This is a genomic window from Pseudofrankia asymbiotica, assembly GCF_001983105.1.
In the GTDB taxonomy this organism is placed as follows: Bacteria; Actinomycetota; Actinomycetes; order Frankiales; family Frankiaceae; genus Pseudofrankia; species Pseudofrankia asymbiotica.
In genome coordinates this window covers 63,841-89,608 of sequence record NZ_MOMC01000031.1, presented here as the reverse complement: position 1 = coordinate 89,608, position 25,768 = coordinate 63,841, and the positions used below count along the sequence as shown (strand labels likewise).

The 25,768-nt window shown below is 72.0% G+C and carries 18 protein-coding genes and 1 pseudogene; 12 read left to right on the top strand and 7 right to left on the bottom strand.

Annotated elements, in window-relative coordinates:
* Positions 1 to 500: 500 nt before the first annotated feature.
* The 6 genes and pseudogenes from BL253_RS16315 (at position 501) to BL253_RS16290 (ending at position 5,931) form a co-directional block, all read left to right on the top strand.
* Positions 501 to 1,175, top strand: a complete 675-nt coding sequence (locus tag BL253_RS16315) for a hypothetical protein (RefSeq protein ID WP_076817825.1) — start codon at positions 501 to 503, stop codon at positions 1,173 to 1,175.
* A gap of 1,163 nt (positions 1,176 to 2,338) precedes the next feature.
* Positions 2,339 to 3,082: pseudogene (locus BL253_RS16310) on the top strand (glutamate racemase); the annotation flags it as partial.
* The gene (locus tag BL253_RS16305) at positions 3,079 to 3,825 is read left to right on the top strand and encodes an MBL fold metallo-hydrolase (RefSeq protein ID WP_076817823.1); all 747 of its coding nucleotides are present in this window, start codon (positions 3,079 to 3,081) and stop codon (positions 3,823 to 3,825) included. The pseudogene BL253_RS16310 and the gene BL253_RS16305, both read left to right, overlap by 4 nt.
* Before the next feature lie 94 nt (positions 3,826 to 3,919).
* Positions 3,920 to 4,675 (top strand): ribonuclease PH, encoded by a 756-nt coding sequence (rph, locus tag BL253_RS16300; protein ID WP_076817822.1) that lies wholly within the window; start codon positions 3,920 to 3,922, stop codon positions 4,673 to 4,675.
* Entirely contained in the window at positions 4,672 to 5,328 is a 657-nt protein-coding gene (gene rdgB / locus BL253_RS16295; RefSeq protein ID WP_076817821.1) for an RdgB/HAM1 family non-canonical purine NTP pyrophosphatase, read from the top strand. Before rph ends, rdgB begins: the two co-directional genes overlap by 4 nt.
* Before the next feature lie 177 nt (positions 5,329 to 5,505).
* Positions 5,506 to 5,931 carry an RpiB/LacA/LacB family sugar-phosphate isomerase gene (locus BL253_RS16290; protein ID WP_096336019.1) on the top strand — a complete coding sequence of 142 codons (426 nt, stop codon included), beginning with the start codon at positions 5,506 to 5,508 and terminating at the stop codon, positions 5,929 to 5,931.
* 40 nt (positions 5,932 to 5,971) lie between these two features.
* Here BL253_RS16290 and BL253_RS16285 read toward each other — a convergent pair whose 3' ends face one another.
* A complete protein-coding gene (locus tag BL253_RS16285) occupies positions 5,972 to 6,742 on the bottom strand; it encodes a tyrosine-protein phosphatase (RefSeq protein ID WP_076817820.1) in 771 nt (256 codons plus the stop codon).
* Positions 6,743 to 6,840: 98 nt separating this feature from the next.
* Positions 6,841 to 7,875, bottom strand: a complete 1,035-nt coding sequence (locus BL253_RS43780; RefSeq protein ID WP_241834848.1) for an LbetaH domain-containing protein — start codon at positions 7,873 to 7,875, stop codon at positions 6,841 to 6,843.
* A 285-nt stretch (positions 7,876 to 8,160) separates the two neighbouring features.
* Here BL253_RS43780 and BL253_RS16275 point away from each other — a divergent pair, with 285 nt between their 5' ends.
* Entirely contained in the window at positions 8,161 to 9,132 is a 972-nt protein-coding gene (locus BL253_RS16275) for an NAD-dependent epimerase/dehydratase family protein (protein WP_076817818.1), read from the top strand.
* A gap of 162 nt (positions 9,133 to 9,294) precedes the next feature.
* Here BL253_RS16275 and BL253_RS16270 read toward each other — a convergent pair whose 3' ends face one another.
* Entirely contained in the window at positions 9,295 to 11,262 is a 1,968-nt protein-coding gene (locus BL253_RS16270; protein WP_076817816.1) for a nucleoside-diphosphate sugar epimerase/dehydratase, read from the bottom strand.
* A 514-nt stretch (positions 11,263 to 11,776) separates the two neighbouring features.
* On the opposite strand from BL253_RS16270, the gene BL253_RS16265 reads away from it, so the two are divergent.
* The 3 genes from BL253_RS16265 (at position 11,777) to BL253_RS43775 (ending at position 16,555) form a co-directional block, all read left to right on the top strand.
* Positions 11,777 to 12,910 (top strand): CpsD/CapB family tyrosine-protein kinase, encoded by a 1,134-nt coding sequence (locus BL253_RS16265; RefSeq protein ID WP_076817814.1) that lies wholly within the window; start codon positions 11,777 to 11,779, stop codon positions 12,908 to 12,910.
* Positions 12,907 to 15,189 carry a DUF4012 domain-containing protein gene (locus BL253_RS16260; RefSeq protein WP_081438365.1) on the top strand — a complete coding sequence of 761 codons (2,283 nt, stop codon included), beginning with the start codon at positions 12,907 to 12,909 and terminating at the stop codon, positions 15,187 to 15,189. The genes BL253_RS16265 and BL253_RS16260 overlap by 4 nt, the downstream gene beginning before the upstream one ends.
* A gap of 97 nt (positions 15,190 to 15,286) precedes the next feature.
* Complete coding sequence (locus BL253_RS43775; RefSeq protein WP_241834847.1) at positions 15,287 to 16,555, top strand: hypothetical protein; 1,269 nt, start codon at positions 15,287 to 15,289, stop codon at positions 16,553 to 16,555.
* 214 nt (positions 16,556 to 16,769) lie between these two features.
* On the opposite strand, the gene BL253_RS16250 is transcribed toward BL253_RS43775, so the two are convergent.
* From BL253_RS16250 to BL253_RS16240, 3 genes are all read right to left on the bottom strand, one after another.
* A complete protein-coding gene (locus tag BL253_RS16250) occupies positions 16,770 to 17,549 on the bottom strand; it encodes a succinate dehydrogenase/fumarate reductase iron-sulfur subunit (RefSeq protein ID WP_076817813.1) in 780 nt (259 codons plus the stop codon).
* A 2-nt stretch (positions 17,550 to 17,551) separates the two neighbouring features.
* Entirely contained in the window at positions 17,552 to 19,492 is a 1,941-nt protein-coding gene (locus BL253_RS16245) for a fumarate reductase/succinate dehydrogenase flavoprotein subunit (RefSeq protein ID WP_076817811.1), read from the bottom strand.
* A gap of 122 nt (positions 19,493 to 19,614) precedes the next feature.
* Positions 19,615 to 20,439, bottom strand: a complete 825-nt coding sequence (locus BL253_RS16240) for a hypothetical protein (protein WP_076817809.1) — start codon at positions 20,437 to 20,439, stop codon at positions 19,615 to 19,617.
* 750 nt (positions 20,440 to 21,189) lie between these two features.
* On the opposite strand from BL253_RS16240, the gene BL253_RS16235 reads away from it, so the two are divergent.
* Positions 21,190 to 22,575: an alkaline phosphatase PhoX gene (locus BL253_RS16235; RefSeq protein WP_076817807.1), complete on the top strand. Its 1,386-nt coding sequence runs from the start codon at positions 21,190 to 21,192 to the stop codon at positions 22,573 to 22,575.
* A 152-nt stretch (positions 22,576 to 22,727) separates the two neighbouring features.
* A complete protein-coding gene (locus tag BL253_RS16230) occupies positions 22,728 to 23,858 on the top strand; it encodes an amidohydrolase family protein (RefSeq protein ID WP_241834846.1) in 1,131 nt (376 codons plus the stop codon).
* A 60-nt stretch (positions 23,859 to 23,918) separates the two neighbouring features.
* Here the strand turns inward: BL253_RS16230 and BL253_RS16225 are convergent, their stop codons facing one another.
* A complete protein-coding gene (locus tag BL253_RS16225; protein ID WP_076817802.1) occupies positions 23,919 to 25,709 on the bottom strand; it encodes an adenine deaminase in 1,791 nt (596 codons plus the stop codon).
* Positions 25,710 to 25,768: the final 59 nt, after the last annotated feature.

Below are 25,768 nucleotides of genomic sequence, written 5' to 3'. Positions count from 1 at the left end.
GGCGAATCGGTCGCAGTGGGTGTTTCCGTCCACGCGGAGAGCGAGATCGGTGGCTTCGCAGTAGTCCCACCGTGACGCGACACGCTGCAACGTACAACGTGACTGGCAACGTGCGCGTCAGATGACATGAGAAGGGATTGGAGCGCCCGCCCGGCGGGACGTCGTAGGACCGCATGACTGGCAACACCGCGCCGGCGACCGCCGGCACGGCGAACGGTGGCAGGCATCAACCGTGGTTCCTGCCGGACCGGTGGCAGGGTCCTGCCGATCGGCGACAGGGTTCTCCGGATCAACGACAAGGTTCCAGCGGGATCGGCGACAGGGTTCCTGCCAGCTCGCGAAGCGATCTGGAAGGTCGGTGATCTGGCGGGTCGACGGTCTGGCGGGTCGGCGATCCGGGGATGCCCGTGGTCCGGCGGGTTGACGGTACCGGAGGCGTGACACGCTCACCCACTTCCGGCGTTTCCTGCCGCGGCGGACCCCAGAGGGGGAGGCATCCGGTGAGGCGAGCTGGCGGGCTTGTCGACGGCGAGCTGATTGACATCCTTTTCCCGGGGCGCTGGGTGGTCAGGGCCGAGCTCGATGGCCGGGCCGTGGACGCGGTGTTCCGCCTGGATGCCGTCGAGCACGAACGACGCGTCCGGTTCGGGCTGGGCGCCCTGAGCTACCCGCGCCTGCTGCGCCGACTCGCTGGGATGCCCCCGGGCGTACTCGTCGAGGACCCGGACCTGCTGGTCGAGGCCAGCCTGCTGCCGGATGGCGTGGTCGCGTGCTCGGCGGACGGGGTCGGCCGGCTCGTCGAGCCTCCCCTGACCCTGGACGCGGTGGTCGTGGCCGCCCTTGGGATGGCGCAGACCCGGCACGTCCGGGTTGCCGAGCGCTTCGCGCCGTATGCCAGCCGCTGGGTGGTCAGCGGCGATGCGCGGTTCGATCCCGCGGTGTTCGTCGCCGCGTCGGTCCACGGCGTCGGCCTGGCTGGCCGCCGGCCCGACGTGGACGTCGTCGCGGTGGCGGCGCCCCCCGCTGGGCGGGCCAGGCCGGGGCACGCGTGGCTGCTCGCTGAGCAGGTCTACGGCGCCTGGCTGACCACCGGCGCGCGCGTCGGACGTACGCGCACCCCGAACGTCGCCACGGACGTCGGCGAGACACCCGCGGGGCTGATCTCGGCCAACTGATCGGCCTTCGGCGATCGCCGAAGGCCGAACGCCGACGGCTGGGGCCGCGCCAGCCGCGCCAGCCAAGGCTGACCCGGTGGCGTCGCCGAGCCATGAGCCTGATCGGCGGTTGTGTACGCGGATCCGAGTCAGCCAGCGGAGTTCGGATCCGGGTACAGTTCTGGCGATCTTCCGCGCCGAGGGCGGGTGAGCGTCGCCGGGACGGCACCAGGCGCGGGCCCACCGGCTGCGGCCCGTCGAAATCGCTGAATCGCCTCTACAACGTGTTCATGTAGCCCATTTGGGCGGCGGAAGCGTTCCCGTCACGGGCGAGCGCCAGCGGATTGGCCTCGCGTCGCATGGTCTCGCGTCGCATGGCCGACGGCCTCGCGACGCCTGAGTGTCAGTGCCGGCCCTGTGCCGGCACTGACACTGGCGCAGGCATCACGTGAGCGCCAGCGCCAGCGCCAGCGTCAGCGCCAGCGTCACGTCATCGGGTGAAAGGCACCGAAGAGGGCCGGGCTGGGATGAACCAGGATGAAGGATGCGACTGGGGTGCCACGGTCCGGGGACGGATGGATCGGCCCGGACACCTCAGCCGCGTCCTCAACCTACCTGCTCGATAGCTGATAGTCACTGATCGATTACAGGTTGTTTCCAGGTTACACCCTGAGGTCGGTCGTTGCCGGACGACACACTGTTTGGTCGTCATATCGTCACTGAAGCGCCCATCCGTGCTGTTCTTGCCCACGGGGCGCGGGCGCGGCCGCGGGACGCCGCCCGAACGGGCCTGAGGCCCCGTGGYGTGCCGCACATGGCGACCTGCCCCCCGACACCGCGGTGAACTGTGATCAAGCTGGCGGACCCGGGGACCCGCGGACCTGGGGGCTCGAACCGGCTCGGCGGCCTTGATGGAACGGCCTTGGCGGAACAGCCTTGGCGGGGCGGCCCTGGCGGGACAGGTCGGCGGAGTGGGTCTGGTATGCGACGTGCGCACCATCACGGGCGGTTCATAGCGGGCAAGATCGGGACACTTCCGGACGTCCCGCCCAGAGATCCACGGTCGGTCAATGCTCGGGTGATGACACCCACAGAGTGATCCACGGTTTTCCGGCTTAGTCTTTGCCTTCATGAGCGACGCGCCGATTGGGGTATTCGACAGCGGCGTAAGCGGTTTGATGGCGGTGAGGGTCGTCCCACCGGCCGCTAGCCGCGCGGTCTCGGCGAGTCGTGTCGGGCGCATTCGGACGACCGGCGCCGTCGCGCCCGTCGCCACCCGCACCTTCGGCGGTGGCGCTGACGCCGACACGGACGACGTGGCCATGGCGGCGACGCCGTCGGCGGCGGCGGMGGCGAACGTGACGCTCACGAGGGTGRCGTGCCCGGCGCACGTCGACTTCGCCGAGAGCGGTGCGACGACCGGCCGCCGGTTGTTCGGCTTCTCCGAGGCATACCTGGCGCCGTTGCAAGAGGCCGACGTAGATGCCCTAATCCTCGGATGTACCCATTATCCGTTGCTGGCCGGGGTTATCGACCTCGTGATGGGGGAAGGGGTCACGCTGGTGAGCAGCGTTGACGAGACCGCGAAGGACACCTACCGGGTTCTGGCCCGGGGCGGGCTGTTCGGCGATCCTGATCTGCCCCCACCCGTCGATCGGCTCCTCGCCGTTGGCGACCCGGATTCTCTCAACCGGGTCGGCCGCCGATTCTTCGGCTCCGGGCTCGCCGCCGTCCTGCCTGCGTATCCGGCTGGTAACCCTCAGATCGTGTCCGTCGCTGGTATTCCGGCTCCGCGCGCCAGCGGTGCCAGCACCGGTGGCGCGCGGACCCCTTCGCCCCTGAGCATGGCCAGGAGCACAGAGGAACCGGACGGGAGCGGCGACATGACGACGGCGATCCTGGCGACGGCGGAGGCGGTGCGCCAGTGAAACTGACGATCCTCGGCTGCTCTGGTACCTATCCGGGCCCGACGTCCGCATGCTCGTCCTACCTTGTCGAGTCCGAYGGGTTCCGCCTGGTGCTCGACGCGGGCAACGGGTCGCTCGGAGAGCTCCAGCGGCACTGTGACCTGCGCGACGTCGACGCCGTCCTGCTCAGCCACCTGCACGGCGATCACTGCCTGGACCTCGTGGTGCAGAGCTACGCGCGCCGCTACCACCCGCAGGGCATGCCGCCCAAGCTGCCGGTCTATGGACCGATCAACACCCGGGAGCGGCTGTGTGGCGCCTTCGAGCGCTGGCCCGAGGACTCCCTGGCCGACATCTACGACTTCCAGACGATCGGCCCGGGCCGGGTGCACATCGGACCGTTCCTCGTCGATCTGGCCCGCGTCGCCCACCCCGTGGAGGCCTACGGCGTGCGGATCAGCGCGGACGACAAGGTGCTGACCTACTCCGGCGACACCGGCCCGTGCGAGAAGCTGGTCCGCCTCGCCAAGGACAGCGATCTGTTCCTGTGCGAGGCCGCCTTCCTCGACCATGAGGACAACCCGCCCGACCTGCATCTGACCGGCCGTGAGGCCGGCCTGCACGCCGAGGCCGCCGGCGTCGGCCAGCTGGTCGTCACCCACCTGGTTCCCTGGGGCGACGCCGCCCGCAGCGAGGCGGAGGCCACCGCCGCCTACAGCGGCAGGACCACCGTGGCCGCCCCGGGCGCCTCGTACGAGATCTGACGGCGGCCCGCCGACCGCCGGGCCCGCCGACCACCGGGTGCGCCGGGTGCCCGGCTGGCCTGTCCGGGGGGAAGGTCTGGATAAGGTCCGGGACGTGACCAGACATGACGGCAGAGCCGCCGACCAGCTCCGGGACGTCACCATTCTTCGCGGTTGGCAGGAGCACGCGGAGGGATCCGCGCTGATCTCGGCGGGCAGGACGCGGGTGCTGTGCGCCGCCTCGGTGACCGAGGGGGTGCCGCGCTGGCGCAAGGGCAGCGGTCTGGGCTGGGTGACGGCCGAGTACTCGATGCTGCCGCGGGCGACGAACACCCGCAACGACCGCGAGTCGGTCCGCGGCAAGATCGGCGGGCGTACCCACGAGATCTCGCGCCTCATCGGTCGTAGTCTGCGCGCCTGCATCGACCTCAAGCAGCTGGGTGAGAACACGATCGCGATCGACTGCGACGTGCTGCTCGCCGACGGTGGCACCCGCACCGCCGCGATCACGGGTGCCTACGTCGCGCTCGTCGACGCCTGCGGCTGGCTCGGGCGATCGAAGGCGATCATCGACGGGGTGAGCGCGATCAGCGTCGGCGTCGTCGGTGGTCTTCCCATGCTTGACCTGGCCTATGTCGAGGACTCGGCCGCCGACACGGACATGAACGTCGTCTGCACCCACGGCGGCGCGTTCGTCGAGGTCCAGGGCACCGCCGAGGGCGCCGTCTTCGACCGTGCCGCGCTCGACGCCCTGCTCGACCTCGCCGTCGCCGGCTGTACGCAGCTCGCGAAGCGACAGAACGAGGCGCTCGCCGGCCCGCTCCCCGCCGGCCCGCCGCCGCGTTCCGCGAGCGCCGGAGGCGGCCGGTGAGTGCCGCCGTCCAGGGCGTGCCCGCACGAGTCGTGCTCGCCAGCCGCAACGACGCGAAGCTCGCGGAGCTGGGCCGGATCCTCGCCGCGAGCGAGGCGCCCGTCGAGCTGGTACCGCTGCCGCCGGGGCCGGAGGTCCCGGAGACCGGCCGGACGTTCGCCGAGAACGCGCTGATCAAGGCCAGGGACGCCGTGGCGATGACGGGCCTGCCGGCCGTCGCCGACGACTCGGGGCTCGCCGTCGACGAGCTGAACGGCATGCCCGGCGTCCGCTCCGCCCGCTGGGCGGGCAGCCCGCCCGGCGCGGGCCGGCTCGCGCGCGACGAGGCGAACAACGCGCTGCTGCTCGCCCAGCTCGACGATGTCCCTGAGGAACGCCGCGGCGCGGCGTTCGTCTGTGCCGCGGCGTTCGTGAGTCCCGACGGCCGCGAGCACGTCGTCCACGGCGAGCTGCGGGGCCGGCTGCTCACCGCCGGGCGCGGTGAGAACGGCTTTGGCTACGACCCGCTGTTCATTCCCGATGGTGAGACCCGGACCAGCGCCGAGCTCACCGCCGACGAGAAGGACGCGATCAGCCATCGTGGCCAGGCTTTCCGCGCCCTCGCCGCCGCTCTGCCGTCGCTTCTCGGTATTCAGGGTGCCCAGCCGGACTGAAGTCGTTCGATGGCGCTCCCGCGTCGCCAGGCAAAGGTGACGAGATACAGAGTGGTAGGCGGGTGTAACATTGCGCTACGAAACGGGCGTCGACGCCGCTGGTCGGCGCTGTTTTCGCCGGGCGACTTCACGTCGCCGGGTTGGTAGGCCGGGTAGTGGAAAGGTGCGGCAGAACTGGTGACTGCCGAGAAGATCAAGGTAATTTTCGGCGCGGATGACACCAACGAGTGCGTGACGACCGTGGCGGCCTATCTCGAGGCGAACTTCGAGACGAGGATCGTCGATCTGACGAGCTGGCCGGAGCTCTCTGAGGCCGTCGCCAGAGGCGTCGCTGACGGTGAGTACCGCTTCGGCGTCCTCATGTGCTGGACGGGCACGGGCACCGCGATCTCGGCGAACAAGGTCCCCGGGGTCCGCGCCGCGCTGGCGTGGGAGCCCTGGATCGCCAGGAACGCCCGCCTCTGGAACGACGCCAACGTGCTCACGATGAGCCTGAAGAGAACCGCGCCGGACGTCGCCGTCGACTGCCTGAAGGCGTTCTTCGCCGTGGACGGCCCGGACCCCGAAGAGGTCCCGCAGATCGACAAGATCCGCGGCCGGTAACCCGCGTTCCGCGCGTGTCGGGGGCGATCAGTCGGGGCGATCAGGAGGCGTCGGCGGTCACCAGGCGCTGGCGCAGGGAGGCGACCGACTTCTCGGGGATGCCGGCCTGCAGCGCCCAGGCCTCGGCGCTGCCCCAGTCGGCGTCGACGCCGTCGAGGAAGCCGGCCATCACGTCGGCGCGGACGCGGAGCTGGTCGGCCTCCGACCTCGTCTGGATACCGCGTTTGTAGGACGGCAGCTGGGAGAGCCGGGTCTCGATCAGGTGAATGCGTTCGTTGGTGGCGACATAGTCGGCGATGATCGCGTCACGTTCGACGCCGGCGATGGTCAGCACAAGGGCGGCGAGCACGCCGGTGCGGTCCTTGCCCGCGGCGCAGTGGAACAACGTCGGGCCGCTGGTCGCGTCGCAGACCAGGCGGACCGCGGTCGCGACCGCGTCGCCGGCCAGGCGAACATAGTCGAGGTAGTGCGAGACCCGGTCGTCGCTGGTGCGGGTGCGCACGAGCGCGTCGTAGGTGGGGTCGTCCGGCATGACCCAGCGCGTGGTGAGAAACGACAGATTGTGGTACCTGACCGGCTCGAACTCGAGCAGCCCGCGGCCCTCGCGCGCCGCCTCCTCGACGGCGCGCAGGTCGAGGACCGTGCCCAGGCCGAACTCGTCGCGCAGCCGGGCGACGCCGGCGGCGGTCAGGTGCTGAAGGGTGTCGCTGCGCAGCAGGACGCCGTAGCGGGTCTGGCCGCCATCGACGGTGGGCAGCCCACCCAGATCACGGACATTGTCGCAACCATCGAGCTCGTACCAGCGATCCACCCGTTCGATGCTAGTCGTCCGCTCGCGCGCGGCGCCCGGATTGCTCCGCCCGTGCGATCCCGTGTGCCCGTGTGCAGATCTGACCGTTCCCTGCCGATTTAGGCGATCTCGACCTGCTCGGTGAGGCCCGTGCGGTGCTCATCGGCCGGCAGACGCCGAGGTGGCGGCCAGGTCGGGGTACGCAGGTGATCCGGCGGCAGGCCCGCGAGGGCGGCGGCGTCCGCGGCCTCGGTGCAGCCGGCGCCGAGCGCGGCCGGCCCGGTGGCGGCGATCGGCCGGGCGGGCACGCCCGCGACGACGAGGTCGGGCAGGACGTCGTCGACGACGACGGCCCCGGCGCCGACGACCGCGCCGGCTCCGACGCGGCGCATCCGCACGACAGTCGCCTGGCTGCCGATCCACGCCTGGGCGCCGATCTCGACCTCGCCGGAGACGCGGGCCCCAGGGGCGAGCGTCGCGTAGTCACGCAGCCGGCAGTCGTGCGCGACGCTCGAGGCGACGTCGAGGAGCACGTGCCGGCCGGTCGCGACGTTCGTCGTGATGCTGGCGAGCGCGCAGACCACCGTGCCAGGACCGAGCTTCACATCGCCGCCGACGGCGGCCCGCGGATGCACCAGCGTCGCGGGCCGGCGGCCCAGGGCGCTCGCGTAGCGGTCGATCCGGGCGCGCGCCCCCGGAGAGGCGACGCCGATGAGGTAGTCGGCGTCGAGATCCGCGAGCAGGTCCAGGCCGCCGAGCAGGCGCGCGCCGCGCCGGGCCAGCAGGTCCTCGTCCGTTGGCCGCCGCCGGCCGCCCCCGCGGTCCGCGGTCGGGAGTTGCTCGCCGGGTGCCAGTCGATCGTCGAGCGAGACCGACGCCTTGAGGCCGGCGAACGGGCCGGCGGTGTGCGGGCCAGCGGTGTGCGGGCCGGCGGCGCGCGCGTCGACGGCGCGGGGGCCGACGGCGCGGGGGCCGGTGGTTGCCGGTGGGCCGGCGGGACGTTCGCCGGTCGGAGCGGCGCCGCCGCCCGGACCGCGACCGCGCGGCTCCTCGGTCAGAAAACCCAGGAGCTGGTAGGCGGGCTGGTCGGGAGAGGTGGCGTTGACGGCTTCGACCACGTCGAGGAGCTCGCGGCCGTAACCGCCAGTCCCCACGATGACTAGTTGCCGACGGTGGCGGCTTGTTGGCACAAGGTGACCGTAGAGCGCCTCGCTAGCGAGTTCAACGAGGCGCCGCGCTCGTCCGGGCTTCGTGGGCGCGGAACTGGCCGCCCGGGTGGGCGGACCGCCCTGTTGATGCCCGGTGTCGGGCTGGCGCGTGCTCCAACCAAGGAGACATCGCTAGTTGTTCCGTGTCAACTCTCAATGGTGACCGTTGATCGGGAGGTTGGCAAGCATACTACTGATGGCATCTGCTCGACTCCGAAGGGTGATGATACGATGAAGGTCGTGGTGACCGGCGGAGCCGGGTTTCTCGGATCGCATCTGACCAGGGCGCTGCTCTCGGCCGGCTGCGACGTGATCGTCGTCGACGACCTGAGCACCGGAGCGGTGTCCAACCTCTCCGGGCTGCCGGTGAAGCTCGTCGTCGGCAGCGTCACCGACCGGGCCATGCTCGAGGAGGCGGCCGCCGGCGCGGACAGCATCGTCCACCTGGCCGCGAGGCCTTCCGTCGAGCGCTCGCTGCTCGACCCGCTGGCCAGCCACGACGTGAACGTCACCGGCACACTCACCGTGCTCGACGTCGCCCAGCGGGCGGAGGCGCACGTCATCGTCACCTCCTCGGGCTCCGTCTACGGTGACGCCGGGCCGTTGCCCTGCCGGGAGGACGGAGCCGTCGCCCCGCGCAGCCCGTACGCGGCGAGCAAGCTCGCCGCCGAGGCCTACGCGCTCGGTTACCAGGCGAGTTTCGGGCTGCCGGTGCTGGTGGCGCGCCTGTTCACCGTCTTCGGACCGTTCCAGTCGGTCGGGCACGCGTACTCCGCGGTCATCCCGTCCTTCATCGACGCGGCGCTGTCGGGCCGTCCGCTGACCGTGTTCGGCGACGGGCGCCAGACCCGCGACATCGGCTACGTCGAGCCGATCGCGGCGATGCTCGCCGACGCGACCACCCGCCGGCTCGCCCACCCGCGGCCGGTGAACCTCGCGTTCGGCAACCGGGTGGACCTGCTCACCATGGTCGCTCACCTGGAGGAGATCGTCGGCTACACGCTGCCCGTCGCCTTCGGACCGGCGCGCGCCGGCGACGTCCGCGACCTCCAGGCCGACGTGGCGACCGTCAGAGCGCTGTTCCCGCACGCGACCAGCGTCGACCTCGCGACCGCGCTGGACGCCACCGTGGCCTGGTACGCCGCCCGCGGCGGCCATCGCGCCACCCCCCAGGGCCCCCCGGCCGTCCGCGGCCGAGCCTGAACCTCGAAGCCCTCCGAGCCGGCCCCGCCCGTCGGCCGCCCGTCCGGTTGCCCACCGGCCGTCCGGTTGCCCACCGCCCGTCCGGTTGCCCACCGCCCGTCCGGTTGCCCGCCGGTCGTCGGTCGCCCACCGGCCGTCGGGCGACCGACGTCTGGCCGCGGGTCAGCCTTGGCGGCGCGGAGTGGCCGAGTCGGGGCTGGTCGGCTGGTGGGGGATGCGGGTGAGGCCGGCGGTGACGGCGGCGAGATCCCCGTCGCGGCCGAGCTCCCGCAGCGCGTCGCGGACCTTCTCGTCGTCGGCCCACGGGTCCAGCTCGACGGCGAGGCCCGGGTCCAGCGGCGGCACGCGGACCTCGGAGATCAGCGGATGGCGCGGGCGGTCGTCGGTCTCGCTGATGCCGAACAGCGCCTCGTGCAGCTTCTCGCCGACGCCGAGCCCGGTGTAGATGATGTCGATCTTCGGGCTGCCTGGCTTGGACTCGGCGCGGGCGGCGAGCCGGCGCGCCACGTCGTCGATCCGCACCGGCTCGCCCATGTCGAGCACCAGCACGTCGCCGCTGGAGCCGAGCGCGCCCGCCTGCAGGACCAGCTCAACGGCCTCCTGCACGGTCATGAAGTATCTGGTGACGTCGGGGTCGGTGACGGTGAGCGGGCCGCCGGCGGCCAGCTGGCTGGCGAAGATGGTCAGCACCGAGCCGTTGCTGCCCAGGACGTTGCCGAACCGCACGCTCACGTAGGGAACGCCGCGCTCGGCGGCGACGTGCGCGGTGAGCCGCTCGGTGATCCGTTTCGAATAGCCGAGCACGCTGCTCGGGTCGGCCGCCTTGTCGGTGGAGATGTTGACTAGCCGCTCGACCCCGCTGGCGACCGCCGCCTCCAGGATCGACAGCGTGCCCCAGACGTTGGTCTTCACCGACTCGCCGGGGTAGCGCTCCAGCAGCGGCAGGTGCTTGAGCGCCGCCGCGTGGAAGACGACCTCTGGGCGCCGCTCGGTGAACAGCGTGGTGATCATGTCGACGTCGCGGATGTCGCCGAGCACGACGCAGTCGTCGTCCAGGCCGGTGTGGCCGTAGATCGAGAGCTGGACGGCGCGCAGCGCCGACTCGTCCCGGTCCAGCATGATCAGCTCCGCCGGCCGGTAGGTGTGCAGCTGGCGGCACAGTTCCGAGCCGATCGACCCGCCGGCGCCGGTGACCAGCACCCGCCGGCCGGTCAGGTAGCTGKCGGCGACGGCGATGTCGGTGCGGATCTGGCGGCGCCCCAGCAGGTCGGCGATGTCGATCTCACGGATGTCGCCGACGCCGACGTTGCCGCCGAGCAGGTCGGCGACCCGCGGGAGCACCTTGACCGCGAGCCCGGCCTCCTCCGCGAGCACGGTGATCTCCCGCAGCAGCGCGGCATCCGCGCTGGGGATCGCCACGAGCAGCGTCTCGGCGCCGGTCGCCCTCGCGACGGCCTCGACCTGGTCCCGGCCGCCGCGCACGCGCACTCCGTGCAGCTGCAGGTTCCAGCAGCGTGGGTCGTCGTCAAGCAGTGCCACCGGGTAGTAGGGGCTGTCGGGAGTACGCAGCATCGCGGCCAGCACCTGCTCGGCGCCCTCACCCGCGCCGAAGACGATCAGCGCCTGCGCGCCCTCGGGAGCGGGGCGCAGCAGCCGCTCCTCGGTCAGCCGGTAGAGATAGCGCACGCCGAACATGATCGAGAGAGTGACCGTGCCGCCGAGCGGCGGTACCGACAGTGGCAGCGGCCTGGGTGGCCCGAACGCGAACACCGCGATCTCGATACCGATCACGGTCAAAGTCACCGAAGTGAGGATGCTCAGCACCTCCTCGAACCCGCCGAACCTGTATCGGCCGAGATAGAGATGCAGCGCGGTGCCGAGGAAGTGCAGCAGGCAGACGGCCAGCAGCACGATCACCCAGAACCCGGGATCGTGCAGCGTGCCGACGTCGAAGTTGAACCGTCCGGTCTGCGCGGCGGCGAGTCCCGCGACCAGCGCGAGGCTGTCGAAGGTGATCTGGAGACCGACCCGCTGGCGTAGCTCGAGGCGCGACACGAGGCGCGACACGCGGCGCCCGACGGCCGCCGTCCACAACGGGCCACGCGTGCCTTCTACTCTACGTCTCCACATGACGCCATAGAGTAAGCGCATACGAAGGTCGATTAGGTGCTACGGATCGGTGGCATGCGCGGGCGTGGCGAGTCGTACAGAGGTCCTGCCTGGTAGCGCGACGAGGCGGGGCGCCGCGGCCGGCGTGTCCTGGGCGCCAGTCCTGGTCCGGCCCTGGCGGAACAACGAGACGGCGCGGAAAGTGAGCGGACGCGTGGAACTACCGGATCTGGGACCGCGGAACTCCAAACTCCGGGCCTCGCAACCACGGGACCCGGAAGCACGGGACCCGGAAGCACGGGACCCGGAAGCACGGGACCTGGAAGCACTGGACCTGGAAGCACGGGCCGCGAAGCCAAGAGGCTCGGAAGCGAGGGTTCCGGAGCCGCGGAGCCTGGATCCGAGGCCCGCGGACCCGAGGCCCGCGGACCCGGGGAGTCAGGACCCGCGAATCCAGGGTCCGCGGATCCCGCGGCTGCTGGACTGGGCGTGCGCCGGGCAGCGCGGCTGGCTCCTCGCCCTCGGCTGTGCGGCGTTGGGTGGGCTGCTCTCCGCCGCGGCCGTCTGGCGGCCGGTGCGAGTCGTCGCGTTCGGCGTCCTGATCGGCCTCGGGGTCGGCGGCGTGGCGGCGTTGGGCCGCCGGCTGGGCGACATCCCGCGCGATCGGGCACGCGTCGGTGAGCGCGACGTCGTCCGGATCACCGGTGCGCCGGTGCTGGGGTCCGTCGCTCATGAGCCCGACGCGGCCAGGCGCCCGCTGGTCGTGTACGGGAGCCCGCGGTCGCCGCGCGCCGAGGCGTTCCGCCGGCTGCGCGCCACCCTGCCCTTCCTGCACGTGGACGGCCCGCCGCGCGCGGTCGTCGTCACCAGCGCCGTCGCGGCCGAGGGCAGGTCCACCACCTCCTGCAACCTGGCGATCACGGCGGCGTATGGCGGAGCGCGGGTCTGCCTGGTCGAGGCCGACCTGTGCCGGCCCTCGTTCGCCGGCTACCTCGGCGTCGAGTCGTCGCCAGGGCTCACCTCGCTGCTCATCGGCGCCGCCGAGCTGGATGCCGCGGCCAGCCCATGGGGCGCGGGCCGGGTCGGCGACGGCTGGCTCGACGTGCTGCCGAGCGGGCCGATACCGCCGGACCCGAGCGGGCTGCTGGCCTCGCGCGGCATGGCGGACCTCCTGGAGAGGCTGACCAGCCGCTACGACCTCGTGGTCGTCGACGCGCCGCCGCTGCTGTCGGAGGCCGGCGCGGCGGTTCTCGCCAGCAGGGCCGGCGGCGCGTTGCTGGTCGCCCGGGCCGGGCACACTCGGGGTGCTCAGCTGCGATGCGCCACGGCGGCGCTGGCGGCGGCTGGCGGCCAGGTGCTCGGAACGGTGCTGACCATGGTCCCGGCCGCGGGGCCGGCCGGCGAAGGCGCGTCCTGGCGTCTCGGTCTCTCTCGCGGTGACACGGCTGGCCGCCACTGGTGGCCCCATGTCGCGCTGCCCGCGCGTCGGATGCGCCCAACCGCCGATCCCTTCAGCCGGGGTGAACCTGCCGCCGCGCTGGCCGGACGCCCGGTTGGYGCGACGCGGGCGGGCGACGAGCCGGTCAGCCTTACCGCGATCGCCGAGCAGAGGGCGGCCGCGCCCGACCAGCTCGTGCCCGACCGGCTCGCACCCGGCGTCAACGCATGACCGCCGGCGAGGAGCGAGCGGCTCCAGGCACCTCGGCGCAGGCGGCCGACGAGGGCGCGGTAGGCGGCGAGGGTGTGGTGGCTGGCGAGGTCACCGTACCGGCCCAGGTCTCGCGGGCCGACGTGACGTCGCGGCGCGGCTCGTTCCAGGCGCGGAAGGTGTCCTCGGAATCCACCGCGACGCGGGCCGGCGCACCCGGTGTACCCCAAGCCGTGCCCACCGAGTCGGCCGCGATCGAAGCCACCACGCCGGTCGCGACGGACGGCACGACCGCATCCGTACAGGCGAACGCAGCCGTCAACCCGGCACCAGGGCCCGAGCCGGCCGCCGGACCCGAGCCGGCCGCCGCGACCGAAGCGGCTCAGTCCGAGGGCGCCGGAGTGGAGGAGGGGGCGGGTGAGTCCGGCCGGCGTGGCGGCGTGCCACTGGCCGTGGCCGGCCGGGTGGCACGGTGGCCGCGGCGGCTCGCGCGCCGGCCGGGCCGGCGGGTGTTGCTGGTCGGCGCCTGTGTCCTCGGGCCAGTGCTCGCGTTGGTCGGCTGGGTCGGCGTGCGCGGCCTGCTCGCCCACTCGGAGCTGAATCACGCGCGCACGGACATCGCCCGGTTGCAGCAACGGCTGCTCGCCGGCGACGTACCGGCGCCCGCCGACCTCGCGGCCGAGGTACGCCGGATCAGTGACCGGACCCACTCGGCGGCCGACCTCACCGGGGACCCGGTGTGGTCGGCCGCCACGCACCTTCCCGGCGTCGGCTGCCCGCTGCGGTCCGCCCACTCGCTGACCGTCGCGGTCGACGCCATGGCGGGCGGCGGGCTGCCCTCCATCGCCCAGGCCGCCGACACCCTCAACCCGGCGTCGCTGCGGTCGGGCCTGACGATCAACCTGGCGGCGCTCGCCCGCGGCAGGAAACCGGTAGGCGCGGCCGCGGCGGCCGTCGAGAGGTTCCGCGCGGCGCTCGCCGCCGTCCCGGACTGTGGCTGGCTGGGCCGGCGGCTGGGGCTCGCGCCCGCCCGCGCCACCGCCGCTGGCCAGGCCACCGGGCTCGCCGGCTCGCTTGCCGGCCTGAAGCTCGCCACCGAGATCGGGCCATCGATGCTGGGCGCGGGCGGTGAGACGCGCCGCTACCTGCTGATCGTGCAGAACCCCGCCGAGTCCCGCGCCAATGGCGGCATCATCGGCGGGTTCGGTGTACTGACCGTGCGCGACGGCGAACTCAGCCTCGGCGACATCTCGGGGAACGGGAAGCTGCCGCAGCTGCCCCCCGACTCGGCGCTGGGGGCCGATGAGCGGCTRCCGGCCGGCCTTGCCGCCAGATATGGGTCTTACCAGCCGACCGAAATCTGGGCGAACGCCAATCTCACGCCCGACTACCCGACGGCTGGGCGCTTCTACTCCGACCTCTACAAGAGGACCACGGGTATCGACGTCGACGGCACCGTCAGCATCGATCCCACGGCCCTGTCCTACCTGCTCGCGGCGACCACGCCGGCCGTCATGCCGGACGGACGGGTGATCAAGGCGAGCGACCTGGTCAAGCTGGTGGAGTCGGACGCCTACGCGCTCATCAGCGACACCAACGAGCGCGACCAGTTTTTCGCCGATGTAGGCAAGTCCGTCTACCGCGCGGTGACGTCGGGCGGTGGCAGCACGCCGAAGCTGCTCGAGGCACTCGGCCGAGCTACCGGCGAAGGCCGGCTGCTGGTGTCAACCAACCACGCCGATGAGCAGCGCATTCTTTCCACCACTCCGCTCGGCGGGGCGCTGCCGAGCGCGCCCGGGCCTTTCCTGGCGGTGGTCACCCAGAACGCGGCGGCCAGCAAGCTGGACTACTGGATGCRCCGCGCCGTCGGTTACCGGATGGACCCGGCGCCAGGCGGTGGCGGGGTCGCGACGATCGCCGTGCAGGTGCTGAACGATGCTCCGGACGGCCTGCCCGAGTACGTACGCTACCGCCTCGATCTCGGCGGGCCCGGCGGAAACCCGGACGCGCAGAACCAGGTCTGGCTGTCGGTCTACACCGGCGTCGGTAGCCGCCTGCTCGGTGCCACGTTGGACGGCAGGCGGGTTCTGCCTACCAACGAGACCGAGCGCGGGCACTCCATCGTGTCGGTGTTCCTGCCGCTGGACCGGGGCCGGCCGAGGACGCTCGTGCTGCGTGTCTGGGAGCCGGTCGCGGGTCCCGCCCTCACTGTGCGTACCCAGCCGCTGGTGAGTCCGGCGGGACTCGCCGTCGTCGGTCTGCCCGTTCGACCGCCATGGTCACTCACAGCAGAGAAGTGACTCCGCAGGGTTCTGGACACTGACGGTAACGCTCAGTAACCTCCGCGTAGTCAATCGTTCTACTGCTTGCACTGATCACCCGTTGGGGAGTGCCTCGATGAAACTCCGCGCCCTAGGCGTCGCGCTGCTCGCAAGCTGCGGGCTCGCGATCGCCGCCCTACCGGCGACCGCCGCCTTGGCGGTCGATGACGCTCCACCGCTCAGTGACGCGGCCACCAGCGACCCTTCGGTCACCTCCTTGGCGGTCGATGACGGTTCGCTGTTCGACGACAAGCAAGGCCTGTTCGACGACAAGCGAAACAGGGAGCCGTACCCGCCGTCGAAGACGTGCGGCGGTCTCTTCGGCCCGCTTCAGGTGAGCCAGACCGTGATCGAGTCCGGCCACTCGTTGCTGTTCGCGGGCTGTGGCTTCGTGCCTGGCGCATCCGTCGCGGTCAACACCAGCGGAGGCGTCGAAAGCGCCTCAAGCCCGTCGGGCCTCGCGGCTTCGAGCGTGGTCGCGGACGGTAGCGGCTACATCAGTGGTCAGCTGACCCTGACGGCCGTGGGCAGCAACACGATCACCGCGACTGGCCCGGGCTTCGCGGCGGCCGGCATCCTCGGCGACGAGGAGCTCGACCCGGTGTTCAAGGAYGAGCTCAAGACTCCGCTGGCCGCCGCACCGATCAACCGGACCCTGACGGCCACGGTCCTCGTGCTCGGCCCCGGCGGTGTCGGTGGTCCTGGTGGTCCTGGTGGCATCGGTGGTCCTGGTGGCATCGGTGACATCGGTGGCGTCGGGGACCCGGGCCTCGGCGGCGCCATCACCGACGGCAAGGGCAACATCACCGTGATCAACGGCATCCCGGTCCCGATTCCGATCCCGATCAACGGCTGGGACGACAAGAACAAGGACAAGGACAGGGACTGCTTCAAGGACGGCAAGGACGGCAGGGACGGCAGGGACGGCAACAGGAACGTGCTGGCCGGCCCGATCGATGACAAGGGCAACAGGGACGGCAAGGACGGCAGGGACGACAAGGACGGCAAGGACGGCAGGGACGACAAGGACGGCAAGGACGGCAGGGACGACAAGGACGGCAAGGACGGCAGGGACGGCAAGGACGACGGCCTGTTCGACGACAAGAACAGGGACTGCCGTGACGGTGTCGGCGGCGTCGGTGTCGGCGTCGGTGTCGGCGTCGTCGGCGTAGGCGGTGTCGGCGGCGCCGGCGGCGCGACCCCGGCCGGCGGTGCCCTGCCGTTCACCGGTGTCGAGACCGGGGCCATGGCCTCCATCGCCTTCGCCCTCCTCGGCGGCGGTCTGCTGCTCCGGGTCGCGGCCCGGCGTCGGCGCAACACTCTCGGCGCGCACACCGAGGGCTGACAGCACCACCGGTAACACCCACTGGTAACAAGCCAACGGCGGAAGCGGTGCCGCCTCAGCCTCGCTGAGGCGGCATCCACCAGTCCAAAGCGGCTGGCAGGCTGGCCGAAGGGCCGGCCACGGCGCCGGAGGAGACCAGACACAGAACGGCCGCCCCCGCGGATGCGGGGACGGCCGTTCTCTTTTGGCGGATCGGCTCGAAGGCCGCCGGGTGCTAGGCGCCGCCTGTGCCGTCGTCGGCGGGGGAGTGGCGGCGCAGGCGACGGCCGAGCGCGGCGATCGGGTCGAAGGACGCGTCAGCCACCCGCTCCTTGAGCGGGATGATTCCGTTGTCGGTGATCTTGATGTGTTCCGGGCAGACGTCCGTACAGCATTTGGTGATGTTGCAGTAGCCGACGCCAGCCTCCTCTCGCAGCAGGTCACGCCGGTCGTTCGTGTCCAGCGGGTGCATCTCCAGCTCCGCGTAGCGGATCATCAGCCGCGGCCCGGCGAACACCTTCTTCTTGTCCTCGTGGTCGCGAAGCACGTGGCAGACGTTCTGGCACATGAAGCACTCGATGCACTTGCGGAACTCCTGGACGCGGTCCACGTCCACCTGCTGCATGCGGTGGTGCCCGTCGTCGCCGGTGGGCCGGCCCGGCGCGAAGGTGGGCACCTCCTCGGCCTTCTCGTAGTTGAAGGCCACGTCGGTGACGAGGTCGCGAACCACCGGGAACGTGCGCAGCGGGGTGATGGTCACCGTCTCGCCGGGGTCGAACAGGTTCAGGCGGGTCATGCACATCAGCCGGGGCTTCCCGTTCACCTCCGCCGAGCAGGAGCCGCACTTGCCGGCCTTGCAGTTCCACCGGACGGCCAGGTCGTTCGCCTGGGTGGCCTGCAGCCGGTGCACCGCGTCGAGGACGACCATGCCCTCCTCGACCTCGACGGTGAAGTCCCGCAGTTCGCCCCCGTCGGCGTCGCCGCGCCACACCCGCATAGCCAGGTCGTAGCCCATCGTCAGGCGTTCCTCTCGTTGTTCGTCCCGGCGACCGGGGGCGTCTCGGGTGGGGTCTGGGCCTGCCCCGCGTCGGCCGACTGTGGGGGCACGTCGGATGCCGGCGGCGCGGCCGGCGCCGGCGGATCGAACAGCGAGGTGAGCTCGGGTGGCATCTCGGGCAGCGGCTCGGCGGTGAGATCGACGGCGCCGTCGCGAAGCCGGACCACGTGGTTGATCCTGGCGAACACCGGGTCGGTGCCCGGGTAGTCGTCGCGGGTGTGGCCGCCGCGGCTCTCCCGGCGGGCGAGCGCCGCGGTGGCGACGCACTCGGCGACCAGCAGCATCGAGCGCAGGTCGAGCGCCAGGTGCCAGCCGGGGTTGTACTGCCGGTGCCCCTCGACGGCGACCCGCTCGGCGCGCTGGCGCAGCTCCGAAATCTCCTTGAGGGCCTGGGTCAGCTCGTGCTCGGTGCGGATGATCCCCACCAGCGACTGCATCACGGCCTGCAGGTCGGACTGCAGCTGGTAGGGGTTCTCCGTGTCGCCGCCGGCCGCGGCCCGCTCGAACGGGAGGAGCGCCTGCGCCGTGGTCTCGGCGACCTGAGCCTCGTCGGGCACCGGCCGTTCGGTGCCGGCCAGCGTTGCCGCGTAGGCGGCGGCACCGGCACCCGCGCGCCGGCCGAACACCACCAGGTCCGACAGCGAGTTGCCACCGAGCCGGTTCGACCCGTGCAGCCCGGCGGCGCACTCGCCGGCCGCGTACAGCCCCGGCAGCGTCGTCGCCTGGCTCTCCGGGTCGACCTTGATCCCGCCCATCACGTAGTGGCAGGTCGGGCCGACCTCCATCGGCTCCTTCGTGATGTCGACGTCGGCCAGCTCCTTGAACTGGTGGTACATCGACGGCAGCCGGCGCCGGATCGTCTCCGCGTCGCGGCGGCTGGCGATGTCGAGGAAGACGCCGCCATGCGGCGTGCCGCGGCCGGCCTTCACCTCGGAGTTGATGGCGCGGGCGACCTCGTCGCGCGGCAGCAGCTCCGGTGGGCGCCGCGCCGTCTTCTTGTCGGTGTACCAGCGGTCGGCCTCCTCCTCGGTGTCGGCCGTGTCCGCGGCGAACACCTCGGGGATGTAGTCGAACATGAACCGGCGGCCCTCGGTGTTGCGCAGCACGCCGCCGTCACCGCGCACGCCCTCGGTGACGAGGATCCCGCGCACCGACGGCGGCCAGACCATTCCGGTCGGGTGGAACTGGACGAACTCCATGTCCATCAGCGCGGCGCCGGCGCGCAGCGCGAGTGCCTGGCCGTCGCCGGTGTACTCCCAGGAGTTCGACGTCACCTGCCAGGACTTCCCGATACCGCCGGTGGCGAGCACCACGGAGGGCGCGTCGAACCGGACGAACGTGCCGGTCTCGCGCCAGTAGGCGAAGACGCCGGCGACCCGCTCGCCGCCGGTCGCCGGGTCCGGCGCGGTCAGCAGCCGCTGCACGGTGCATTCCATGAAGACGTCGAGCTTCTTCGCGACGACCCGGTTCTGCAGGGTCCGGATGAGCTCCAGGCCGGTGCGGTCGCCGACGTGGGCGAGGCGCGCGTAGCGGTGGCCGCCGAAGTCGCGTTGCAGGATCTTCCCGTCGGGGGTGCGGTCGAAGACGGCGCCCCATTCCTCCAGCTCCCAGACCCGATCCGGGGCCTCCTGGGCGTGGATCTGCGCCATCCGCCACTGGTTGAGCATCTTGCCGCCGCGCATGGTGTCGCGGAAATGCACGCGCCAGTTGTCCTCGGGCCACACGTTGGCCATCGCGGCGGCCATGCCACCCTCGGCCATCACGGTGTGCGCCTTGCCCAGCAGGCTCTTGCACACGATGGCGACCCGCGCGCCCTGCTCGTGTGCCTCGATCGCGGCCCGCAGGCCCGCTCCGCCGGCGCCGACCACCACGACGTCGTAGCTGTGTGTCTCGGCTGTCACAGGTGTTTCCTTCTCTCGTTCCTGGCGTCTGGCTGGCGAACTCCGGCAACCTCGGCCGGAGCGCGACAGTGGCGGGGCCTCACGTGCCGAGGCCGCTCATGAGACCTCCGGCCGGAGGCCGCTCATGCGATCCAGTGCGCGTCGGTGAGATGGCCGGACGCGACCAGCCAGATGTAGAAGTCGGTCGCCATGATCCACAGCAGGCTCGCCCAGGCGAAGAACATGTGGTGCCGGTTGAGCACCGAAAGCCTGGCCCAGACGCGGCGGCGCAGCGGGGCCGCGGACAGCCGTTTCAGGCCGCCGCCGCACAGGTGCCGGCACGAATGGCAGGAAAGTGAGTACAGCCAGATCAGCGCCGCGTTGACCACCAGCACGCCGGTCCCCACGCCGATGCCGAAGTGGCCGTCGTAGATGAACGCGAGCACGGCGTCGTAGGTCAGCAGACCGGCGAAGATGATCGCGAAGTACCAGAAGTACCGGTGGATGTTCTGCAGGATCAGCGGGAAGCGGGTCTCGCCCTGGTAGCCACGGCGGAAGTCCGGCACCGCGCAGGCCGGCGGCGCCCACCAGAACGAGCGGTAGTAGGCCTTCCGGTAGTAATAGCAGGTAAGCCGGAAGCCGAGTGGGAACACCAGGATGATGAGCGCCGGCGACACCGGCGAGATATCGCCGAAGATATGCGGGGTCGCGTTGTCCAGACAATTATCCGTCAGACACGGCGAGTAGAACGGCGACAGGTACGGGTCGTGGAAGTAGTTCCCGTTCCGTAGCGCGGCCCACATTCCGTAGGCGACGAATCCCACGAGCACGACGACGGTCACCAGCGGTTCCACCCACCAGTTGTCCTTGCGCAGCGTGCGCGCGCCGACGGCCGCGCGGGGCGCGGGTACTGGGCGTGGGGTGACGGCCGGGTCCGCGGTCGGCGCGGGTCTGGTCCGAACGGGCATACATGTCTCCTCGGCTCCTGGCGCCGCGGTTTCGCCGCCCTCGCCGGATCGCGCGCGCCGGCGGGCGTCCCGCGGCGGACGCGGGTTCCACGCGGGCCCGCACAGGCGCGGCGCCGCGTGGCCCGTGGCGCGCGGCGGCGCGGACCCTCAGCCCGGACGCCGTACACCATGGCCGGGGCATAGAGGGTCCGTGTGCTGCACATCACGGCCCACGGCGCAGTCTGGCCGATCCCCGATCAGATGGCCAGAGTCTTTGAGGAACGTGTTCTCATCGCCGCGGACGAATCGGCCCGCGCCGGGCACCGTCTCCCCCCATCGCCCCGGCCCACGGCCCTGACGGGCCGCCGCGCGCCCGCCGACGGTTCGGCCGGGTGGCCGCCCGCCGAACGCGTTCTACACCGTTGTAGAAATATGTGGGGTGTCCGGTGCCGCCGCCTTCGGGTTCGCGCCGCCGGGCCGCCGCCCGGTCTCCGTCGACGCCGACTCCGTCGGGGCGCCCGCCCACCGCCGTCCCGACGGATGGCCGTTCCGGCTGGAGGGCGTCACTCCTCGCCCACGGAGACCGTCACCTCGCCCCGCGCCACCCTCCGCGCGGGGCGAGGTGACACCGGGAGACCGGTCGGGCCGCATAGGCCACCAGATGGGACCCGTTACGCGTCGGTCGACTGCGCTACCTCGGTCATTCCGCTTCTCGTCGTCGACCGGACACGTGGGGCTGGAAACCTTACCGCCGGCCGAAGGAGGTTCCACATGTCTGTCAATCGTCGTCACGTGCTCGGCACCGGCGCTGCCGGTCTGGGCATCGTTCTCACGGGTTCAGTCGGTTCCGTGTTCGGTGGCACCGCGTACGCGGGCGGCCCGCAGGGCGGGCACGGCGGCCAGGGCCACGGCCCGGTCTTCAAGGGCTACGGCGACCTCGTCCCCGACCCGAACGGCGTCGTCGACCTGCCCAAGGGCTTCAGCTACACCAAGGTCTCCGTCCAGGGCACGCCGCTGGCCGGCGGTGGGCTCAGCCCGACCTTCCAGGACGGCATGCACACGTTCGCGGCCGGCCGCAACACCGCGATCGTGCGCAACCACGAGCTGACCCACGAGGCGAAGTACCCGGTCCCGCACCTGGCGGGCCTCACCTACGACGAGGGCGCGGACGGAGGCAACACCGTCCTGGTCGTCGACGGCGGCAAGCTGCTCTCGGAGAAGGTCGGCCTCGCGGGCACCGTCCGCAACTGTGCCGGCGGCCCGACCCCGTGGGGCACGTGGCTGACCTGCGAGGAGACCGAGCTCGTCCCCGTGGGCGACCCGTTCGCCCCGGACACCGCCAGCCTGCACGACGCGAAGCTGACCAGGCGGCACGGCTACGTCTTCGAGGTCGACCCGTTCGGCCGGCTGCGCGACGCGGCGCCGGTGCCGCTCGCCGCGCTCGGCCGCTACGCCCACGAGGCCGTCGCCGTCGACCCGAAGACCGGCATCCTCTACCTGACCGAGGACGCGAGCGGCCCTTACGGCCTCGTCTACCGGTTCCTGCCGAACAGGCCGCTCGGCGGTCCCGGCAGCCTGCGCGCCGGCGGCAAGCTGCAGGCCATGTTCGCGGGCGGCCTCGCGGACCTGTCCGGTGTCACCGAGATCGGCACCAAGCTGGCGGTCACGTGGGTGGACGTCCCGGACCCGGACGCCACCACCACGTCGGTGCGCAAGCAGTTCGCCGCGGGCACCGTCTCCCAGGTGCCGAAGGCGGAGGGCATCTACTTCCGGGACGGCTCGGCGTACTTCGTCTCCAGCTACGCCAAGGCGGCGCCCGCCGTCGGCCTGCACGAGGGCCAGGTCTGGAGGTTCGACCCGAAGCGGAACACCATCGAGCTGCTGGTGCGCTTCGCGCCCGGTGGCACGTTCGACGGGCCGGACAACATCCACATCTCCGCCTGGGGCGAGATGATCCTCTGCGAGGACGGTGACGGCGACAACCACCTCGTCGTCATCGGCGACGACGGCAACCCCTACCCGCTGGCCCGCTCGGTGAGMCAGGCGGAGTTCGCGGGTGCCACCTTCTCGCCGGACGGCAAGTACCTCTACGCCAACATCCAGGAGGACGGCGTCACGATCGCCATCAAGGGCCCGTGGCAGTCCAGCCGCCACTAGCGGTCCGGTAACTGCGGTAACGCGGAGGGCCTCGCCCGGGCGGACGTCTCCCGTCCTGGGCCGGGCCCTCCCGTTCGGCACCCACATGACCAGCCGGTCCAGCGCGGCGAAGTGCCCGGTCGCCGACCACCGGGTGGGATATGCATTGTCCCGTGGGGAACTCATCGCGGTCACCGTCCAGGGAAGTCCTGCGGCTGGCCGGCCCGGTGCTGGCCGGGCCCGAGGACGTCCGCGACGAGCTGTGGGTCGTCGACGGGAGGATCACCTTCTCCCGGCCCGCCGCGCCGGCCGGGACGGTGCGTGGCTGGGTGCTGCCCGGCCTCGTGGACGCGCACTGCCACGTGGGCCTCGACGCGCATGGCGCGGTCGATGAGGAGACCACGCTCGCGCAGGCGCTCACGGACCGTGACACCGGCGCGCTGCTGCTGCGCGACGCGGGCTCACCGGCCGACACCCGCTGGATTGACGACCGCGAGGACCTGCCCCGCCTGGTGCGGGCCGGCAGGCACATCGCGCGCACCCGCCGCTATATCCGCAACTACGCCGAGGAGATCGAGCCGGAGGGGCTCGTCGCCGAGGTCGCGCGGCAGGCGGAGCGCGGCGACGGCTGGGTGAAGCTCGTCGGCGACTGGATCGACCGGTCCCACGGAGACCTCGCCGCCTGCTGGCCGGCGGACGCCGTCACCGAGGCGATCGCGGCGGCACACGCCGCCGGCGCCCGGGTGACCGCGCACTGCTTCGCCGAGGACGCGCTGGCCGACCTCGCCGCCGCCGGTATCGACTGCGTCGAGCACGCCACCGGCCTCACCGACGACACCATCGCGCTCTTCGCCGCCCGTGGCATCGCGATCGTGCCGACACTGGTCAACATCGCCACGTTCCCCGGAATCGCCGCCGATGCCGAGGACAAGTTCCCGCGCTATGCCCAGCACATGCGCGCCCTGCACGCCCGCCGGTTCGAGACCGTCGGCGCCGCGTACGACGCAGGCATCCCGATCTACGTCGGYACGGACGCCGGCGGGTCGCTGCCGCACGGCCTGGCCGCCGCCGAGGTCGCCGAGCTTGTCAGGGCAGGTCTGCCACCGGAGGCCGCGCTCGACGCCGCGACCTGGTCGGCCCGCGCCTGGCTCGGCCACCCCGGCCTGGAGGAAGGCGCCTCCGCCGACCTGGTCGTCTACCCGGACGACCCCCGCGCTGACATCTCCGTCCTCGCCGCCCCCGACCTGGTCCTCCTGCGCGGCCACCCCGTCGCCGGCGCCGGCGCCACCGCGCCGGCCGCTTGACGCCTGACCGCCCCGCGCTCGAGCCACGCGGGTCAGCGGTCCCGTCCGCGGCGGGTGAGGTCAGCCGCCGGAGGTGAGGAGGGGGGAGGCGATGCGCTCGCCGGTGGTGCCGTCGATGAGGCCCAGGTCGGTGATGTGCGGGCCAGGGAGGCAGGCCAGCGAGGCGACCATGACGGTGAACAGCGGCTGGGTGAGGATCCGGAGCGTGAGGCCGATCGCGCCCGCCGCGTCCTGGACGGCCCGCTGGGCCTCGGCCACCTCGGCCGCCGGCAACGGCGACAGCAGCCCGGCGATCGGGAGCGCCACCCGGGCCACCACCTTGCCGCCGGACGCGACCGCGACGCCGCCGCCGTCCGCGATCACCTGGTTCGCCGCGGCCGCCATGTCGACCGGGTCGCGRCCGAAGACGACCAGGTTGTGGGTGTCGTGCGAGACCGACGTGGCGACGGCGCCCGTCCACTCTCCCCAGCCGGAGATCAGCGCGGCCTGCGGGCGCGGGGCGATCCGGCCGTGYCGGTGCACCGCGACCTGCAGCATGTGCCCCGCGGGCGGCACCACGACGCCGTCGCGGACGTCGGCGTCGACCTCGCCCCAGGTGGTGAAGACCGGTCCGGCGAGCACGCGCAGCCGCGTCGTTCCGTTGTAGACCCCGCCCGGAATGTGGCCGACCCGCAGCACGAAGTGGTCCGGGGTGAGCGGGTCGATCTTCATCGTGTCCAGCGGTGGCACGCTCGGCCCCTCGACCACCGGGACGATCATCTCGCCGGCGGAGGCGACGTGCTGGCCGGCGGCGAAGACGTCGTCGACGGCGACCGTGGCCAGGTCGGACAGGATGATCAGGTCGGCCTGCCGGCCGGCGGCGACCAGGCCGAGGTCGGTGCGCCGCAGCCGGTAGGCCGCGTGGTACGTGGCGATCCGCAGCGCGCGCACCGGGTCGAGGCCGTAGCCGACCAGGCGGCGCAGCAGGTGGTCGATGCCGCCGTCGGTGAGCAGCGTCAGCGCGAACAGGTCGTCGGTCGCGGCGCACAGGTGCGTCGGCAGCTCCGGCAGCTCGTTCAGCTCGGCGACCAGGCCGGGCAGGAGATGCTCGAACGCGCCGCGCAGCTCGACGGTCAGGCCGGCGCGCAGCTTCTCCATCGCGTCGTCCTGGGTCACGATCTCGTGGTCCGAGGTGATCCCGGCCGCGAGGTAGGCCTGCAGCTCGGCGCCGGTGAGGCCGGCGGCGTGCCCGCTGACCAGCTTCCCGCTGGCCAGGCCCGCGGCCACGACGTCGACCATCCGCCCGTCGCTGGTCAGCACACCGAGCATGTCCATGACCTCGGCGAGCCCGCCGACCTCCGGCCAGGCGAGCATCTCGGCGACCTCTGGCCCGTGCAGGTCCGCGCCGGACAGCTCCAGCCCCGGCATCGGCGGCACGCATGACGGCGCCTGGACGATGAAGCGCACCGGCAGCCCGCGGCTCGCCTCCACGGCGTAGCGCACCCCGGCGACGCCGGCGACGTTCGCCAGCTCGTGCGGGTCGCCGAAGATCGTGGTTGTGCCGCGCGGGCAGACGGCCGACGCGTAGGCGCCGGGTGTGAGCATCGAGCTCTCGAAGTGGACGTGCATGTCGATGAGACCCGGGGCGATGAACCTTCCGGTCGCGTCGAACGCGTCCAGCGCGTCCGTCCGGCTGCCGCTCGGGTGGACCGAGGCGATCAGCGGGCCGACCAGCCCGACGTCCGCGGGCCGCACCTCGCAGGTGCCGACGTCGACGACGCTGCCGCCGGTGATGAGCAGGTCGAACGGCCCGACGCCGCGAGCGGCGTCGACGGCGCGGCGGCGAAGGGCCGGGTCGACAGCGTCGTTCATGAGATCAAGCTAGGCCGCGGCTATTACAACTGTCCGCCGATTCCGCTCACCGTTGTTAC

Bases quoted from the DNA above. Each gene is read 5' to 3' on its own strand.
- BL253_RS16275 (WP_076817818.1), top strand. From the start codon at position 8,161: ATGAAGGTCGTGGTGACCGGCGGAGCCGGGTTTCTCGGATCGCATCTG.
- BL253_RS16250 (WP_076817813.1), bottom strand. From the start codon at position 17,549: ATGGGCTACGACCTGGCTATGCGGGTGTGGCGCGGCGACGCCGACGGG.
- BL253_RS16240 (WP_076817809.1), bottom strand. From the start codon at position 20,439: ATGCCCGTTCGGACCAGACCCGCGCCGACCGCGGACCCGGCCGTCACC.